Annotated in this window: 22 protein-coding genes and 3 pseudogenes; 14 read left to right on the plus strand and 11 right to left on the minus strand. The window is 33.2% G+C overall.

Annotation, left to right across the window (positions count from 1 at the left end; all coding sequences use genetic code 11):
- Complete coding sequence (locus tag AAIE21_RS20465) at positions 1–912, minus strand: tetratricopeptide repeat protein (protein ID WP_343268536.1); 912 nt, start codon at positions 910–912, stop codon at positions 1–3.
- 279 nt (positions 913–1,191) lie between these two features.
- Between AAIE21_RS20465 and AAIE21_RS20470 the strand changes: the two genes are divergently transcribed.
- The gene (locus AAIE21_RS20470) at positions 1,192–2,394 is read left to right on the plus strand and encodes an MFS transporter (protein WP_343268474.1); all 1,203 of its coding nucleotides are present in this window, start codon (positions 1,192–1,194) and stop codon (positions 2,392–2,394) included.
- Positions 2,395–2,426: 32 nt separating this feature from the next.
- On the opposite strand, the gene pduL is transcribed toward AAIE21_RS20470, so the two are convergent.
- Positions 2,427–2,996 (minus strand): phosphate propanoyltransferase, encoded by a 570-nt coding sequence (gene pduL, locus AAIE21_RS20475; protein ID WP_343268475.1) that lies wholly within the window; start codon positions 2,994–2,996, stop codon positions 2,427–2,429.
- 182 nt (positions 2,997–3,178) lie between these two features.
- On the opposite strand from pduL, the gene AAIE21_RS20480 reads away from it, so the two are divergent.
- The 5 genes and pseudogenes from AAIE21_RS20480 to AAIE21_RS20500 form a co-directional block, all read left to right on the plus strand.
- The gene (locus AAIE21_RS20480; protein ID WP_343268476.1) at positions 3,179–4,378 is read left to right on the plus strand and encodes an LL-diaminopimelate aminotransferase; all 1,200 of its coding nucleotides are present in this window, start codon (positions 3,179–3,181) and stop codon (positions 4,376–4,378) included.
- Between the two features lie 76 nt (positions 4,379–4,454).
- Positions 4,455–4,862 carry a 3-hydroxyacyl-ACP dehydratase FabZ family protein gene (locus tag AAIE21_RS20485; protein ID WP_343268477.1) on the plus strand — a complete coding sequence of 136 codons (408 nt, stop codon included), beginning with the start codon at positions 4,455–4,457 and terminating at the stop codon, positions 4,860–4,862.
- 245 nt (positions 4,863–5,107) lie between these two features.
- A complete protein-coding gene (gene coaW, locus AAIE21_RS20490; protein WP_343268478.1) occupies positions 5,108–5,929 on the plus strand; it encodes a type II pantothenate kinase in 822 nt (273 codons plus the stop codon).
- A 25-nt stretch (positions 5,930–5,954) separates the two neighbouring features.
- Positions 5,955–6,440 (plus strand): DUF6584 family protein, encoded by a 486-nt coding sequence (locus AAIE21_RS20495; protein ID WP_343268479.1) that lies wholly within the window; start codon positions 5,955–5,957, stop codon positions 6,438–6,440.
- A gap of 247 nt (positions 6,441–6,687) precedes the next feature.
- A pseudogene (locus tag AAIE21_RS20500) lies at positions 6,688–6,834 on the plus strand (class I SAM-dependent methyltransferase); the annotation flags it as partial.
- 189 nt (positions 6,835–7,023) lie between these two features.
- Here AAIE21_RS20500 and AAIE21_RS20505 read toward each other — a convergent pair.
- From AAIE21_RS20505 to AAIE21_RS29640, 5 genes and pseudogenes are all read right to left on the minus strand, one after another.
- Positions 7,024–7,329, minus strand: coding sequence for a hypothetical protein (locus tag AAIE21_RS20505; RefSeq protein ID WP_343268537.1), 306 nt, complete (start codon positions 7,327–7,329; stop codon positions 7,024–7,026).
- 62 nt (positions 7,330–7,391) lie between these two features.
- Positions 7,392–9,743, minus strand: coding sequence for an RNA polymerase recycling motor HelD (gene helD / locus AAIE21_RS20510; protein ID WP_343268480.1), 2,352 nt, complete (start codon positions 9,741–9,743; stop codon positions 7,392–7,394).
- Positions 9,744–9,955: 212 nt separating this feature from the next.
- A pseudogene (locus AAIE21_RS20515) lies at positions 9,956–10,461 on the minus strand (2'-5' RNA ligase family protein).
- A 168-nt stretch (positions 10,462–10,629) separates the two neighbouring features.
- A pseudogene (locus tag AAIE21_RS20520) lies at positions 10,630–11,025 on the minus strand (RtcB family protein); the annotation flags it as partial.
- A gap of 90 nt (positions 11,026–11,115) precedes the next feature.
- Positions 11,116–11,313 carry a hypothetical protein gene (locus AAIE21_RS29640; RefSeq protein WP_481858701.1) on the minus strand — a complete coding sequence of 66 codons (198 nt, stop codon included), beginning with the start codon at positions 11,311–11,313 and terminating at the stop codon, positions 11,116–11,118.
- Positions 11,314–11,821: 508 nt separating this feature from the next.
- On the opposite strand from AAIE21_RS29640, the gene AAIE21_RS20530 reads away from it, so the two are divergent.
- From AAIE21_RS20530 to AAIE21_RS20555, 6 genes are read left to right on the plus strand one after another with little or no spacing between them, the layout of a single operon-like run.
- Positions 11,822–11,962, plus strand: coding sequence for a YrzI family small protein (locus AAIE21_RS20530; protein ID WP_343268481.1), 141 nt, complete (start codon positions 11,822–11,824; stop codon positions 11,960–11,962).
- Positions 11,963–11,989: 27 nt separating this feature from the next.
- The gene (locus tag AAIE21_RS20535; protein WP_343268482.1) at positions 11,990–12,133 is read left to right on the plus strand and encodes a YrzI family small protein; all 144 of its coding nucleotides are present in this window, start codon (positions 11,990–11,992) and stop codon (positions 12,131–12,133) included.
- 30 nt (positions 12,134–12,163) lie between these two features.
- Positions 12,164–12,307 carry a YrzI family small protein gene (locus tag AAIE21_RS20540; RefSeq protein WP_343268483.1) on the plus strand — a complete coding sequence of 48 codons (144 nt, stop codon included), beginning with the start codon at positions 12,164–12,166 and terminating at the stop codon, positions 12,305–12,307.
- A gap of 30 nt (positions 12,308–12,337) precedes the next feature.
- Positions 12,338–12,481: a YrzI family small protein gene (locus AAIE21_RS20545; RefSeq protein WP_343268484.1), complete on the plus strand. Its 144-nt coding sequence runs from the start codon at positions 12,338–12,340 to the stop codon at positions 12,479–12,481.
- A 29-nt stretch (positions 12,482–12,510) separates the two neighbouring features.
- The gene (locus tag AAIE21_RS20550) at positions 12,511–12,651 is read left to right on the plus strand and encodes a YrzI family small protein (RefSeq protein WP_343268485.1); all 141 of its coding nucleotides are present in this window, start codon (positions 12,511–12,513) and stop codon (positions 12,649–12,651) included.
- Between the two features lie 27 nt (positions 12,652–12,678).
- Positions 12,679–12,819 (plus strand): YrzI family small protein, encoded by a 141-nt coding sequence (locus tag AAIE21_RS20555; RefSeq protein WP_343268486.1) that lies wholly within the window; start codon positions 12,679–12,681, stop codon positions 12,817–12,819.
- A gap of 270 nt (positions 12,820–13,089) precedes the next feature.
- Here AAIE21_RS20555 and AAIE21_RS20560 read toward each other — a convergent pair whose 3' ends face one another.
- The gene (locus AAIE21_RS20560; RefSeq protein ID WP_343268487.1) at positions 13,090–14,175 is read right to left on the minus strand and encodes an AI-2E family transporter; all 1,086 of its coding nucleotides are present in this window, start codon (positions 14,173–14,175) and stop codon (positions 13,090–13,092) included.
- A 151-nt stretch (positions 14,176–14,326) separates the two neighbouring features.
- On the opposite strand from AAIE21_RS20560, the gene AAIE21_RS20565 reads away from it, so the two are divergent.
- Together AAIE21_RS20565 and AAIE21_RS20570 are read left to right on the plus strand one after the other, a co-directional pair.
- Positions 14,327–15,157, plus strand: a complete 831-nt coding sequence (locus AAIE21_RS20565; protein ID WP_343268488.1) for an HNH endonuclease — start codon at positions 14,327–14,329, stop codon at positions 15,155–15,157.
- Positions 15,158–15,179: 22 nt separating this feature from the next.
- Entirely contained in the window at positions 15,180–15,536 is a 357-nt protein-coding gene (locus AAIE21_RS20570; protein WP_343268489.1) for a glyoxalase superfamily protein, read from the plus strand.
- Between the two features lie 238 nt (positions 15,537–15,774).
- On the opposite strand, the gene AAIE21_RS20575 is transcribed toward AAIE21_RS20570, so the two are convergent.
- The 3 genes from AAIE21_RS20575 to AAIE21_RS20585 form a co-directional block, all read right to left on the minus strand.
- A complete protein-coding gene (locus tag AAIE21_RS20575; RefSeq protein WP_001289320.1) occupies positions 15,775–15,867 on the minus strand; it encodes a putative holin-like toxin in 93 nt (30 codons plus the stop codon).
- Between the two features lie 160 nt (positions 15,868–16,027).
- A complete protein-coding gene (locus tag AAIE21_RS20580; RefSeq protein ID WP_343268490.1) occupies positions 16,028–16,699 on the minus strand; it encodes an LrgB family protein in 672 nt (223 codons plus the stop codon).
- Positions 16,700–16,722: 23 nt separating this feature from the next.
- Positions 16,723–17,079: a CidA/LrgA family holin-like protein gene (locus AAIE21_RS20585; RefSeq protein ID WP_343268491.1), complete on the minus strand. Its 357-nt coding sequence runs from the start codon at positions 17,077–17,079 to the stop codon at positions 16,723–16,725.
- Positions 17,080–17,084: the final 5 nt, after the last annotated feature.

The raw sequence follows: 17,084 nt of genomic DNA on the forward strand, positions 1-17,084 counted from the left end.
TCACTTCTCCCCTTTGTCATCATCACATATTGCGGGATAGTATTTTTTCATTACACTTTCATTATATTTTTTATAACTCCTAACAGCATAGAAAGATCCCATATACAAAAAAGCGATATACGCTATAATGATGCCCCATGGAATTTTTGAAAATCCTAGTGCAAATAAACTTATCGTACAAAGTATTATCATCAGACTAAAGTAAAGGTTTCCTTTCCCTTTCATTTTCATCATAGTAAGATGTGGAAGCAAAAGAAAGTTCGATTCAAACTTTCTTAAATTATATATATTTCTAGTTCTTGGATCAGTAGGATTTAATTCAAAAGCTTTTTTTGCATGCGTAGATGACTTACTAAATTTCGCACGCTTCATTGCAGCTATACTTAAATATAACTGCCTCTTCCATTCACTTGTTGCACCACTCATCAATTCATTTATTACTTCTTTTTCATTTTTTTTGTTTATCAATGATGCTTTTGTGAAAAAATAATTACATTCAACTAATATATTTTCCGGTTCCAACTTGTATGCTTGACATATGTAATGAAAACCATCTTCATTATTTTCAACAAGACGCAGCATTGAACCATAATAAGTTAACCCTACTGGATCATCTGGTTCCAATTCATGATATGCAGTTAAATAATCTTTTGCTTTTTCAAATCTCCCTAGGTTTAAATAGATTCCTCCAAGTATTAAATTTGAGTCTGCCCCACAATATCCATTTTCCATCGCCTTTTTACAATAAATATATGCTTCATTCAGTTCACTTAATTGAAATAACACTTTTGCATATTGCATTTGAATATCACCTGAATCCGGATTATTTTCAGCTAATATTCTTAAATCTTCTTTCATCTCTTCGTATGAAACTTGCTTAGGTGTTACCTCATGTTTTTCTTTATCCTGCACTACCAACTGGACTCTCTCCCTTTACAACTATTCAATATAAAAAAACAAATACTACTTTACTTATATAATTTAAACAAAACAAACTAAATCCCCTTCTTTTTTTACCAATTCCAATAAAATTCAAACCATATTTTTCATTAGATACAAAAAAATTGCACTTCTCTTTCCTAGCACGTAATATAGACTCTGACTTAAAAAAATACAATGATTAAAATACCCGAATTAAAAGGAGGCTTTATATACGATTTTTCCTATTTTATAAGACTGAGAGGTTTTGTTATGTGGCGTAATAGAAATGTCTGGATTGTTCTAATCGGTGAATTTATCGCCGGACTAGGTTTGTGGCTAGGGATTCTTGGCAATCTAGAATTTATGCAGAAATATGTTCCTTCTGATTTTATGAAATCAGTCATTTTATTTATTGGGTTATTAGCCGGTGTTTTAGTTGGTCCTATGGCGGGACGCGTAATTGATCAATATGAAAAAAAGAAAGTTCTCCTTTACGCAGGCTTTGGCCGCGTTATTAGTGTGATTTTTATGTTCTTCGCTATTCAATATGAAAGTATTACCTTTATGATTGCTTTTATGATCGCCATTCAAATTTCGGCGGCTTTTTATTTTCCTGCATTACAATCTGTTATCCCGCTTATCGTTCGTGAGCATGAATTATTACAGATGAACGGTGTACATATGAATATCGGAACAATTGCTCGTATTGCTGGAACCTCCCTAGGCGGTGTTCTTCTTGTAGTGATGAGCTTACAGTATATGTACGCATTTTCAATGGCTGCCTACGCTTTATTATTCCTTTCGACTTTTTTCCTACAATTTGAGGATCGAAAATCAAATATATCAAGTAAAAAAGCAGCGAAAGATAATAGTTTTATGGAAGTATTCAGGATATTAAAAGGGATCCCAGTAGCATTCCGTGCACTTATTTTAAGTATTATCCCCCTTTTATTTATCGCAGGTTTCAATTTAATGGTAATTAATATTAGCGAAATGCAACATGACCCAACAATTAAAGGGTTTATTTATACAATTGAAGGTATAGCTTTTATGTTAGGTGCTTTCGTAATCAAGCGTTTATCTGATTACTTTTCACCTGAAAAATTACTTTATTTCTTCGCATTCTGTACTGCTGTTGCGCACCTCTCACTATTCTTTAGTGATGTGAAATGGATGGCACTGGCATCATTTGGTCTGTTTGGATTTAGTGTTGGCTGCTTCTTCCCTATCATGTCGACAGTTTTCCAAACAAAAGTTGAAAAAAGTTATCATGGACGACTTTTCTCCTTCCGTAATATGTTTGAAAGGGTTATGTTCCAAATTGTCTTACTTGGAACAGGCTTCTTCTTAGATACAATTGGATTACAATATATGGTGCTTATTTTCGGTGTTATTTCATTATTCATTATTCTTATGTTGTTATCAAAACAAAAGCAAACAAGTAAAAATACTTCCCAAGTATCAAACATGTAAAATCCATCTCAACATTGAGATGGATTTTTCCTTTATTGTAAGAGTTGACCTAAGTCTCCGGTTGTTACATTCCCGCTATTGGCTTCATCCGTATCAATATGCATATCTAATGCGTACGTATCTTTTACACGAATTAATACTTGGTCAAAAACCAATCCTCTATCTCCTTCTACTTTAACACTTACATATTGTCCATCTTTCACTTGAAATTTCTCAGCATCTTGAGATGTCATATGGATATGACGCTCAGCAATAATTACACCTTTTTCGATTTTTAAATTTCCCTTTGGCCCAATAAGAGTAATCCCTGGTGTCCCATCAATATTGCCTGATGCTCGAATCGGAGCATCCACTCCTAACTTACGTGCATCTGTTTTTGAAATTTCAACCTGTGTAAACTTCCGGATAGGACCAAGAATACGAACCTTTGAGATTTCCGCCTTTTCAGTCTTAATCGTTACTGTTTCTTTTGCTGCAAACTCTCCTGGTTGTGAAAGTTCCTTTGCAACCACTAGCTCATATCCTTCTCCAAAAAGTTGTTCTAAATCTTCGTTTGTCAGGTGGATATGCCGATTTGATACGCCAATTGGAATTTGTTTCACCTTAAACACCTCTTCATTATGTGGTAGTATTCATACTCTTTAGCCTTCCCTTCTTTTTCTTTTTACACAACTTTGTTTTGAATTCTGACCCAAAAGTGATAAAATAGAATTATGTGTTTTCAGAATAATAAAAGAATATAAAAGTTAGAAAAATGAAAGCACAGTTTTTAGGAGGGGTTTTGATGACTTATACGTTGGCAACTAGAATGAAAGCATTTCAATCTTCTATATTTAGTGAACTAGCAGCTTATAAAAAAGAAAAAATTGCAGCAGGTCACAAAATGATTGATTTAAGTATCGGCAATCCAGATATGCCTCCTGCTGATATTGTAAGAGAGGCTATGGTACATACAGCAAATAAAAAAGAAAATTACGGTTATACGTTAACAGGTATTCAAGAATTTCACGAATCAGTAACTGAATATTACGATAACACCCACAATGTTACATTAGATCCAAACAAGGAAGTTTTATTATTGATGGGTTCCCAAGATGGACTTGTTCACTTACCTATGGTTTTTGCAAATCCAGGTGACCTCATTTTAGTACCTGACCCTGGATATACAGCATATGAAACAGGCATTCAAATGGCAGGTGCAAAACCTTACTTCATGCCTTTAAAGAAAGAAAATGACTTTTTACCTAATTTACAAGACATCCCTGAGGAAATTGCTAAACAAGCAAAAATGATGCTATTAAACTTCCCTGGAAATCCAGTTCCAGCAATGGCTCATGAAGATTTCTTCAAAGAAGTTATTGCCTTCGCAAAAGAACATAATATCATTGTTGTGCATGATTTCGCTTATGCTGAATTTTATTATGATGGAAAGAAGCCAATCAGTTTCTTATCTATTCCTGGTGCCAAAGAAGTTGGCATTGAAATTAACTCCCTATCCAAAAGCTACAGCTTAGCTGGCAGCCGCATTGGTTATATGATTGGAAATAAAGAAATTGTAGGTGCACTAACGCAATTTAAATCAAATACAGATTACGGCGTATTCTTACCAATTCAAAAGGCAGCATCAGTTGCTTTGCGCCAAGGTGCTAATTTCTGCGCAAAAAACCGCATCATCTATCAAGAACGTAGAGATACGTTAGTTGATGGATTTGCCTCTTTCGGATGGCATGTTGATAAACCAGCTGGTAGTATGTTCATATGGGCAGAATTACCAAAAGGCTGGACTTCATTAGAATTCGCTTATGCATTAATGGATCGTGCAAATGTTGTTGTAACCCCTGGTCATGCTTTTGGACCTCATGGTGAAGGTTTTGTTCGCATCGCACTTGTCCAAGATAAAGAAGTATTACAACAAGCTGTTGAAAACATTAAAAATAGCGGCATTTTCTCTCTCGAAAAAGCAGATGCATTAGTCAAAAATTGATTACAAATCCCCTGCTTACTTTTAGCAGGGGTTATTATTTTACATTCACTTTTCATTTGGAAATTAGGAGGTACATATGAATATCAAAAACATTAAAGACACTCTCCCCCATCGTCATCCATTTTTAATGATTGATAGAATCACAGAAATTGAAAATGAAAAATCCGTAAAAGGATACAAACTAATTACAAGTAACGAATGGTTTATAAATGAGCATCAAAACAATATGCCTCACATGCTAATTGTAGAGGCACTTGCACAGCTTGGAGCATTCGTAGGAACAAGTGAGTCTAATGGATTAGGATTTCTCTCCTCATTAGACGGTGTAACATTTAATGGCACTGCTATACCTGGTGACAAGCTAGATTTACAATATGAAGTTCTGCGGAATAAACGAGGGTTTATTCTCGGAAAAGGGATCGCTTCTGTAAATGGTGAACCAATTGTTATAGTTGAGAAGTTATTAGTTTACATGACTAAATAAAGAGTTAATTATATAAATTCAAGTTAAAGAACCAACATAAACGACTGCTTTTTAGGAGGGAGAGAGCATCCAGCCATATATAGCGGCGGTCAGATCCCTTTTCTGTCCCATGCCAAGTTTAGAACAAAAGGAGAAAAAGAGTGTAGATTCATTTTTGTATGCATAGCAGCTTATATGCCGAAGAATTAAAATAGATTTATATAGATGTTCAATATTATAATTACACAATGATAAGGGGTATAAAAATGAAGAGCGCCGTTGGTATTGATGCTGGAGGAACACTAACAAAAATTGCTTATTTTAATGAAGACAATGAATTGCATTTCGAAAAATTTTACTCCCATGAACAAAACAAAATTAAAGATTGGTTACATAACAATCATTATATAAATAGACTATCTATAACTGGTGGTAAAGCTGAGCAATTACAAACATTATTTTTAGGAAAATACAAAATAGAGCACCTTGCTGAATTCGACGCCACCCTTTCAGGTGTTCATTACCTCATCGAGGAAGAAAAGCACTCTATTAATAACTTTGTTTTAACCAATATCGGTACAGGTACTTCCATTCATTATGTCCGTAATAACAAGTATATTCGTGCTGGCGGAACAGGGGTTGGCGGAGGCACTATCATGGGATTATCAAAACTATTAACAAACATAGATCGTTTTGAAGAAGTCATCAGGCATACAAAACTAGGATCTAGGCGAAATCTTGATATTATAGTTGGAGATATTTATAACGGCATTCTATCTCCTATTGATAATAACTTAACAGCTAGTAATTTCGGAAAAGCTACTATCAGTGAAGCGGATTATAACAAATCCGACTTAATCGCCACCCTTCAAGGTCTTGTTGGTGAAGTCGTTACTGCATTAAGCCTTCAATTTGCAGAAGCAAAAGATATAGATCATATCGTTTATATTGGATCTACACTTTCAAACAATAAACAACTACAAGATATTATTGGTAATTATACTGTGTATCAAAATAAAAAACCTATTTTCTTACAAGATTATGGTTTTAGCGGCGCTATTGGCGCTTTATTGAGTATAGAAAAATAAACTTATTACAAAACAGGTGGCTTCTGTGAAAGCGAAAACATTAATCAAAATTGAAAAAGACATCGAAAATCATAACTTAGGAAAAGCAAGAGAGCGGCTTCATGGCTTAATTCAGTCTTATCCTGATGACCTATCACTCCGCAAAAAATTAGGTGATATTTATTTCCGCCTACAATACCCAACAATGGCTGGACGATATTGGTATCTTGAAGAAAACAAAACGCCCGAAATGATTCAAGCATGCCAACAATTTGAAAAAGCAATGGGCAACAGCCCTGATGAGATTGTAAGAGCTTTGAAGTTCAAGGGTGATTCCGCGATAATTAATAATCTATCATTAAAATATAGCTGCTTAACTATACAAAGTCATGTAGTAGAACAAATTGTAACAGCTCCCGAAGAAACTTGGAAAGATAAATTGGTTCCTATTGGTTGTATTTCTACTTTACTAATCATTATTGCGTGTACCTGTATTGGATTATATACAATATTCAATTGGGTGTTTTCGTGAAATTTTCACATAATAAAACAGCTGGCTTTATACCAGCTGTTTGGTGGCAAAAAAGCTCTTTTACTGAGAGGCTGTAATTATGAATCAATCGTAATTACAGCCTTTTCTATATCTAACAGCTCCTTAAAAAGCGATAGTATTATTCCGTTAATTTTGTTGCGTAGTAAATACGTACTGTTCATTTAAGTCTTGCCAGGTATCAATATTTGTACGAAAGCAGTCACGACCATAAAACTTGACAAAATTTGAAATTGAGAAAATGTTAGAAAAATCCGGTTTACTGATTTATGAACATTTATCACCAGCTAACATTAATGAGATTTATTTTGAAAATCGAAATGATTACCTATCAGCTTTTGAAACCATTCATTATCTTCATGCTATAAAAAAATAAAACACATTATAGATATATTTTCACTTAAAAAGGGTAACTCCTACAAAATGACCGAATAACCTCTTGTTACTAGAGGTTATTCGGCCTTTTTTTATGAAAAAAGCTCGCTCCTGTGAGTAAACAACTTTATTTGTATTTATCAATTTTCACACAATAAAAAAACTGGCTTTATACCAGTTTTTTATTACACTACAACTCTACATATCCTTTTTCTCCACCAAGATATTGAAAACGATTTACACCAAATTCTTGAGTTACATATATTTTCATCATCTCAAACCCTTCGCCAAAATAAAAAATAGGGTTCTTTAAAAACGAGATTACTTTTTCTCCATCATAAATTTTGGCTTTTATTATATCTTTGTCCGAGTGAAACAATATATATATTCCTTTATAATAATATTCGTAATATCCCTCTTCATCTTGTTCACTCTTGTCTTCAAAAGGAATACATTCAATTTTATAAGCATGCCCATTAATATTTATTGATCCCACGTAATGCCCCTTTCGAAAAAAATCATTTAAATCCACATGTAACAACTACTTCTATCCCTTCACTACATTTCCTTGAGACAATACGTATTCGGAGAAACTGACTGTAAGAATGCATTCATTTCCCCTACAGAATACATATATAACTCATGCATCGCACGTGTACAAGCGGTATAAAATAATTTCCGTTCACTTTCTTTACTATATTTTTTCTTTGATACATCATAAATAATAACCGCATCAAACTCTACCCCTTTCGATAAATACGATGGGATAACCAAAATACCTTCATCAAACGAACTCGTTTCTTTCTTAATGAGACGGACTGATAATGATGTTTGCAGGGCCAAGTAAGCTTCTTCACTTTCTTCCGCTGTTTTACAAATAACCGCAATTGTCTTGTGACCACTTTGCTTCAACTGTTCGATTTGATCTACAATCTTTTGATGATGCACTTCCCCTTCTTTCACTTCCGTTACAATCGGTTGTTTGCCTTCACGCTGAAACGGTTCAATTTCATGCCCATCTGTAATTAACTGCTTCGTAAATTCAATGATTTGTTTTGTTGAGCGATAACTGCGCGTAAGAACGATTCTTTCACTCAGTTCTTCCCCATACAACGTATTTAACTGTGAAAATTCATTCTCTGACGCATGTTCATAAATAGTCTGATTAAAATCACCAAGTATCGTCATTTTTGTATGCGGAAATACTCGTTTCAAAAATGCGTATTGAAATGCAGAATAATCCTGTGCTTCGTCAATAAATATGTGCTGCACAGATGTATTTCTTTGCAATTCTTCCAGTTGATCTTTCAAATATAAATAAGGCGTTGCATCTTCATATGACATATAAAAATCTTGTATTTTTTCTATTGTTTCTTTGCATATTTCATTCCATCTGTGTGGTAATTTATGTTCTTCTATAAGTTGCTTAGCAAATTCAGGATCTTTAAATAACTGTATATAGAGTGCTGGTGTATGAATAAATTGTAATTTTTTCACACGTCTTTTCAGAGGTTTAAAATGCTCTTTTACAACAATCGCTGCTAGCATCTTCTGTTCCCGTTCAAAATCATCAAATGCACCATTTGAATGTTCTTCTTCTCGTTGCAATTGATGATACACTTTCGCATATGTTTCTTTATCTAATAACTGTATTTCTTCTTCCACCCATAACTCTTTTCTCTCTATTTTTTCTTGTTTTCTTAACTCTTTTAATAACCACTCAGAAATTAATTTTATTCGATTCGGAATCCGCACCGAAGAATCAAATCCGTAAAATTTTTCTTTCATTTGTTCTTTAGAGATTAATACTTCCCCTCTAAATTTTATATCTTTAAATAACATACCTTCTCGTTGTAAATAAGCTACATACTGATCTACTACTTCAATAAAATCAGTGCTTGCTTTATATTTAATTCCTTCTAATCGTGTTTCATAGCCTTTCTCTTCCATTCTTGTCAGTACATATTCCATCTGTGTAAATGGATCTTCTAATTCAAATTTCTTATCAATATGACGCGCTAAGTATTCTTGGAATGTCGTTTGCTTCATATTGTCTTCACCAAGTTCTGGTAGTACTGTGGAAACATAACTATTAAACATCGAGTTTGGAGAAAAAAGAACGATTTGATCGGCATGTAATGTCTCGCGATAACGATACAATAAATATGCGACGCGCTGAAGTGCTGCCGATGTTTTACCACTTCCTGCAGCTCCTTGCACAACGAGCAAACGACTTTTTTCATTCCTAATAATTTGGTTTTGTTCCTTTTGAATTGTTGAAACAATACTTTTCATTTGTGTATTCGCGTTATTTCCTAGTACTTCTTGCAATAATTTATCACCAATCGTAACACCTGTATCAAACATACTTATAATTTGACCATTCCGAATCACATATTGCCTTTTTAATGTCATTTCACCCGAAATCGTATCATTAGGTGCCACGTACTTTGCTCTTCCTACAGAATAGTCATAATATAAACTTGATATAGGGGCTCGCCAGTCATATACAAGAAATTGTTCTGTCTGTTCATCATAAAATGAGTGAATACCAAGATAAATAGCATCCTCACTTTTTTCATCATCTTCTAAAAAGTCTACCCTTCCGAAGTATGGTGATTGCTGTAATCTTTGTAATCCTTTTAGTTGATTGTAAGCATGGCGGTGACTTTGTTCTCGTTCGGATAATAACTCTGCTTGTTGTTTAATACTCGCTGCCGTTTCTATAGCCTCTTCTGTATTATCAACATTCACAGTTACATCGTCCCAAAAATGTTTGCGAATCTGGACAACATCTTTTGTTGTTGCACTTGTATAATGTTCTAATGTATCAATCTGTTTTTCAATCTTTCCAACTACTTCTTTCACACGATGTTGTTCCTGTTTCCATTCTTGACTTGTTTTTTCCATATCGCCACTCCTTATCAACTGATCGTTCTGATGCCCATTGTTTGATGCAATTAAAATATCAATTAAAAGTTTGACAAACAAGCATCTGATTTGTTATAATTAAATTGGATAAATATTGAGTTTTTATAAAAAATAAACAATGAGCGTTTTTCCATTTTAACACATATATATGAAAAATCAATAAAAAGGAGATACAAATTTGTATCTCCTTTTTATTTTGGAATTTCCACTTCAAATTCTATTATTGATTCTCCGCCTTCTCCAATATGTTCAACACTTACTTTTTCAATTATACATTTTAAATTTATACTTAAATTAGACATCCCCTTCGCTATTTCTTTTGCTACTGTTTCATTTTCTTTTCTCCCGACTGTAACATGTGGTATATATGGGATATCACTTCGCAAAAATTTTGTTAAAGGACCTTTGTATAGCTTATCATGTAATTCCCTTACCTGTTCTTTTCCTTTTTCCACATTTAAAAATAAATACTCCCCTTCATTATGAATGTGATTGATAAGCTCAATCGCTATCGGATAAATTACTTCTACCTTTTCAACTATATGTGTTTTTAATTCCTCATTGGAAATCGTACTTTCAAAGGGAAATACAAGTGTAATGTGGGGATTAATCAATCCAAATAAAGGATCATGTTTTTTCTAATCGCTTCAATTCCCCCTATTTGTATCCCCTCTAGAAAAAGTAATACAGTGCGCATTTCCTCTTCTCCCTCCAGTTAAGACAAGAACCTTCAATTCTATGGAAATTCACGAAATATTTTTCTAAATTGTTTAGCTCTCTATTTTAATTTTTATTTCTCATCCACATTTACATGCCCTTTTGAAACAATCTAGATGCTGACTTTATATTTCCTATATAAAAATAACTAATTAGCTTTATAATTATAAATTGGCTTAATAATATGTTTAATATCAATTGCATCTCTAGTATTTCTAACAATTTCATTCATAGATTTATATACCATTGCAGCTTCATCTAAAGTGCTTTGAACAACAGATGTCGTCCAAACGCCGGTCTTTGTATTCTGAAAATCTTCTAAATTTAGCACTTCTTTGGTTTTCTTACGACTCATGATACGTCCCGCTCCATGTGGTCCAGAGAAATTCCAGTCGGGGTTTCCTTTCCCATAGGCAATGATCGATCCATCTCTCATATTGATTGGAATAATTACACGCTCTCCTTTTTGAGCTGAGATGGCACCTTTTCTTAGAATCATATTGTCCATATCTATATAGTTATGAATTGTAGTGAAATTACAAGTTTTAACGTACTCTTTTTTCCATTCATCAAATGTCTCTTGTACAGCTTTAGATAACATTTCTGGACTAAAATACACAATTAGAAAATACTCCTAAATCCCTTTTTCAAAATATATATTCGGATTCGAATAACGGATGGCATTCCTTTTTACATGCTCACAAATATGAAGTACAATACCACCGATAGAATTCGCTGACTCTCCCTGTTTCCACAACTCTTCTGCGTTTAAGTGCTCAATTGTTTGCATTAGTTTAGGTAAATAATAATCATACATCCGTATGATAGGCAATCTTGTAAAATAACTCCACTTTCATCCTCCATCTCCTCACTTAGCTTCCTTCCCAAATGAAGTTAAGTAAAAACTCAATTTCTCTAACTACTTACAAAATCACGCTCCACTCTCTCCATAATTAATACGTCACTTTATCAAAACCCCCTTTCAAAATATACACATTTTAATCAAAATTAAAAATTTTCATTTTTTATGTTTACAATTATCCATTAATTGTATATACTTACTAACGTAAGCAAAAAATTCTAAAAGGAGGTCGAATGAAATGATGAAATTAAAATTACATGTTGCACCTGTTTTACAATTAAATATGAATTCGACCACCCTAATGGAGAATTGAAAGTCGTTCGGTATTTTCTTTAATTAACAAATTCGCCACAGGAGGTCGTATACTTCCCTGTGGCTTTTTCATGCGCTGTCACAGGAGAACTGTATCCTTCTGTGGCTTTTTTGTGCGATTTTTTAATCTCTAACACTATTTCTTTTCGAAAGGAGCAAATATGCAATGACTTTTCACGTACTGTTTTTCAGCATTACAATTCAACGAAAGCAATTATCTGAAATCGAAATTGTGCACGATCAACACATTCAAAACACTATGAGTGATATAAAGGAGCGTCAAAGTCCCTACAGTAGTCACCTGTAATTCCTTTACGAAAGGAGGAATTCATTTATGACTTTTCATATTTTCTTTTTTACGATTACTCTCCAGAAAGAATCTTTATCTGAAACTGAAATTTTACGTAAACAACAATTAAAAGAGATTATAGACGAAGTAAGAGATCGTAAAAGTTCTTATTATAATCAAATGTATTAAAAAATAATTTTCAAAAGGAGCAATCATCTAATGAAATTTCGAGTATTCTTTTTAACCATTACGATTCACAAAAGTAATTTTTCTGAGACTGAGATTTTACATGAACAGCAAATCCAAAAAATTATGACTGAAACAAAAGAGCGTCAAAGTTCTTATTATAATCAAATGTATTAAAAAATAATTTTCAAAAGGAGCAATCATCTAATGAAATTCCGAGTATTCTTTTTAACGATTACAATTCACAAAAGTAATTTTTCTGAGACTGAGATTTTACATGAACAGCAAGTCCAAAAAATTATGACTGAAACAAAAGAGCGTCAAGTTTCTTATTACAACCATATGTACTAAAAACTCACATTAAAAGGAGGATTCACCTAATGAAATTACAAGTATTCTTTTTAACCATTACGATTCAAAAAAACAAATTTTCCGAGTTTGAAATGTTACACGAACAACAAATTCAAAATGCTATGGATGAAGTAAAAGAACGTCAACTTCCTTATTGTAGTCACCTATAATTCCTTTACGAAAGGAGGAATTTATTTATGAAATTTCATGTTTTCTTTTTAACGATTACGATTCAAAAGAAGCGATTATCTGAAGCTGAAATTGCGCAAGAACAGCAATATAAAAAGAGTATGGATGACATACGAGATCGTAGAAGCAAATACTATACGCATCTATAATGATCTAACTTAAAATAATGAAAGGAGAAGATTAAGATGTTAATGGTACGCTGCAGGGAAATGATTTGGATTATTGAGAGGGATTCCACATAGTCTAATATGCAATGTTTTAACTGGATAATTCTTTCAAAAAAACGAGTAAAAATTACACAATAAAAATGCCTAATTCCCATTTTAAACTAGGCATTTTTATAACCGTACTTTTAAAATCATCATAAAAGATACATCACTTAAAAGCGATGTATCTTTTATGATTCCTATGAATACTTTTTATTTCCGATTATTTCTTTTCATTTTGAATAGTCTCACCAAGTTTGAAACAACTGTTTTTGTCACAGCGTAAGCCGGTACTGCTAAAATCATTCCGATAATACCAGCGAAATTACCTACACCAAGGATTAACACAATAATTGTTAAAGGGTGGATATTTAATTTTGAACTCATAATACGCGGTGAAATAATGTTACTTTCAAATTGTTGCACAACGGTTACGATAACGATTACCCAAGCTGCTTGCACTGGGGAAACAAACAAAGCAACAATAACAGCTGGTGCTGCCCCAATAAAAGGTCCTAAATTCGGGATAATATTTGTAAATGCCGCTATAATACCTAAAACAAAAGCATAGGGCAAATCAATAATAACATATCCGATAAATGTAAATGCACCGACGAATATACAAACGAGCGCTTGTCCCTGAATATAGGCAGACAACGTTTCTCCTGTTTCTTTTATAATATGAAGTCCTTCTTCACGATACGATTCTGGTAAGAAACTAACAGCCTTCCCTGGAAATGCATGCCCATCTTTAAACATGTAAAACAAGATGAATGGTACTGTAAATACAACTAATGCAACGTTCGTAATAATACCAAATAAAGCCGTTGCACTCGACGTTATCGTGTTTGGTATACCTTTCAAATATTCCATTACATTTTTTTCAATCGTTTCAATCGATACATAATTTTGTGTAGCTAACCATTCAAATAGTCTATGATGAGATAATTCTTGTATGTATACTTTCCCCTCTTTAATATATGTTGGCATATTTTTCACTAAATCCATCAACTGCTGTGAAATCGTCGGAACGACTACACCAATTGCAATTGCTGTCAATGTAATGATAAAAACATATAACAACAATATCGCTAAACTTCTAGGAACTTTTTTCGCCTCTAAAAACACTAACACTGGATTAAAGATGAAGTATAAAAACAAGGCGATTAAAATTGGGAAAAATAAAGTTGAAATGAATATGCCAATCGGTTGAAATAAAAATGATATTTTTGTGCAAATAAATATAATCCCTACAACCATTAGCACTTCCAATGTCCAAAAGTGCACTTTCGATTTCAAAAAAACGGCCTCCTTTAAACTAGCACTTCCCTATATTGTATCAAAACATCTATGAATTTTACACGCTATTTTCATCTTCAATGTTCCAAAATACGAATAAATACACTACAATGAGATTACATACAAATTTGCAGGGTAAAAGGTGATAAATATGACGCAATGTATCATTTGCAGAAAAGAAACGAAAGAACTTAGTGAACAACATGTTATCCCAGAGATTTTATGTGGATATTATTTTACAAATTCCATTTGTGATACTTGTTATGAACATCTCACAACAAACGTTGATCGACCACTAATTCGGCATAAGCTGATTCAATACAAAATCGAACAAATGAAGAAACAAATTGATTCTCCTCTTTATACGAATGAATATGGTCAAGAATTAGCTGCAGCGGAAACTGAAGAAATGGAAACGAATGACGAAATATACTATTCTAATGAGTTAATTATGAAACTATGTAAAAAACATGATATTTCATTACATAATGAAATTTGGAAAGAAGAACGCGTAACGAAAGTAGCAAGCTCAATTCAACGTGAATTACTTTTAGATAACCGTAAATATAAAATGAGTATCTTAAAAATGGCTTATACATTCGCAGTACATACAATTGAAGGTTATTTTAATGATCCAGATGCGATTGATATTTCTACTATTATATCTACTGTTGACTTTATCGAATTAAAAGAGCGAAGCATCGTTCGTGATTTAAGTAAAAGTTCATTGTGGAATACTCTCAATACAACTAGCGATAATCACTACTTTATTTTATTAAGTGATAAAGACGGCTTATTCTGTTTCATTCGTCTATTCGATATTTTCGATGTTGTTGTCCATCTTTCTAGAAAAAAATATCAACTTCCATCTCCAATTGTTGGAGTGAATGATGTAGAAAAGCAAGAATTCTATATAGAGAATTTAAAACAATACATGGATGAGTTATTTAAACAAAAGAGTAAACAAACTACTCGTGTTTAAAAATAAGTAAAGGAAAAGAACAATGATTATTCCTATTTTACGAAGTTTTAATGAAGAAAAGGCGAAAGAATTTTATATATATTTCTTGGAATTCAACTTAGACTGGGAGCATCGTTTTAGTGAAAATGCTCCTTTATATATGCAAGTTTCCTATCTAGATAACATACTTCACCTGTCTGAACACCATGGAGACTGTTGTCCAGGTGCTGCAATTAGAATTGAAATCTCACAGATCGAACAGTTTCACGGAAAATTATTATCCAAAAAATATAACAATTCCTGTCCTGGTCTTGAAATTACCCCTTGGGACACGAAAGAAATGGAACTATTAGACCCCTTTGGTAACAAAGTTATTTTTTACGAATTGAATCATAGTTAAATCACAATAATTCAAAATAAGAACATACGGTCTCCTTTCTTGATGAAAAGACACTATGTTATAATGAGTATGAAAAGAACAATACAATCACATAAAACAATTATAAATTGTATATAAATAAAAAAGACTAGTGTGCGGCTACACACCAGTCCATGTAACTTAGCAGATTGGATTGTTCATTATCCTATTTGTTTCTTACAAACGAGACAACCCACATTCTATTGGCGTAGGTGGGTTGTTATTTTTTGAGCTTATCGATTAAAACGACAACAAACGTTAACAATGCAACGAGAAATAATCCGCCTTGCAATAATAACGCAATTTCACTCATTCATTATCACCTCCCTTCTACCCTGGAGAAGTGATAATTGAACAACCAACCATACCATAAGTTACCTCTTAATTTTACCATAATTCTTAATAGTTTACGATGAAAACCAGCAAGCTAGTAGCCTACTGGTTTATTTTGTTTCCTCACTATTTTTTCTAAACTACATAAATAACTCTATTCCGTATGGTACTAATATACTTACAAGTAACCCTGTTACAATCATTGTGACTGAACTTATAGTCGCCGCTTCCTCGCTTTCTTTCAACATACGGCTTACACCAACAATATGGGATGCACACCCCATCCCAACTCCCTTTCCAATCGTACTGGTTATGCGGAAAAACTTCAGCACAGTCGGGCCCAATACAGCTCCAGTTATGCCAGCAACTACTACAAAACTAGCTGTCATAGTGGGAATACCGCCTATTTGGTGAGATAATGAAATCGCGATTGGCATCGTAGTCAATTGTGGTATAGCAGTTAATATAAGCTCCTTATCCATTTGGAATACCTTTCCGAAAAACACATTTAAATTTATCAAAACAATTATGCCGACTACTACCCCTATAAGTATTGAGAAAAAATTTTTAGCTAGTATACTCCGCTCTTTAAACAACGGGATAGCTAAAGCGACGATTGCTGGATTAAGAAATTCAGAAAGCAAATCCCCACCATTTTCCTCATAATAATTATGGGAAATTTCAAAAATGAGAAGCAAGCAGATCATAATTGTTGTAACTGTTAACACTGGTAAAGTAAAAGGAGACGCAAACCTGTTATATATTTTCGTTGCCAATACATATAAAATAACAGTTATAATAATCCAACTCATATTAAAAACTCATCCTGTCGTTTCTATTTTTTGGAGTTCACCAAGAATTGACTGATATACCCTGAAATGAGCAATGTTACTAAAGTACTTAAAATTACAATAAAGAACATTATACTTCCCTTACTAACAAAAAAGGAACCATACTCCATTAATCCTGTTGTAGAAGGAATTAAAAATAAAGGTAAAAATACGATTAATTTTTCTGCACCTAACTCAAACCAACCCACCGGTAGAACACCGAAATAAAGCAGAAGAAAAAGCATTATCATTCCTATTAAGCTCCCTGGCATCGCCAGATTGAACGTCTTCTGTATCCATTCTCCGGCCAAGCTAAACATATATAACATTCCTATCTGAAGTAAAAATACGATGAACTTCAACTAGA

Source organism: Paenibacillus sp. 102 (assembly GCF_039549175.1).
Classification (GTDB): domain Bacteria; phylum Bacillota; class Bacilli; order Bacillales; family Bacillaceae_G; genus Bacillus_A.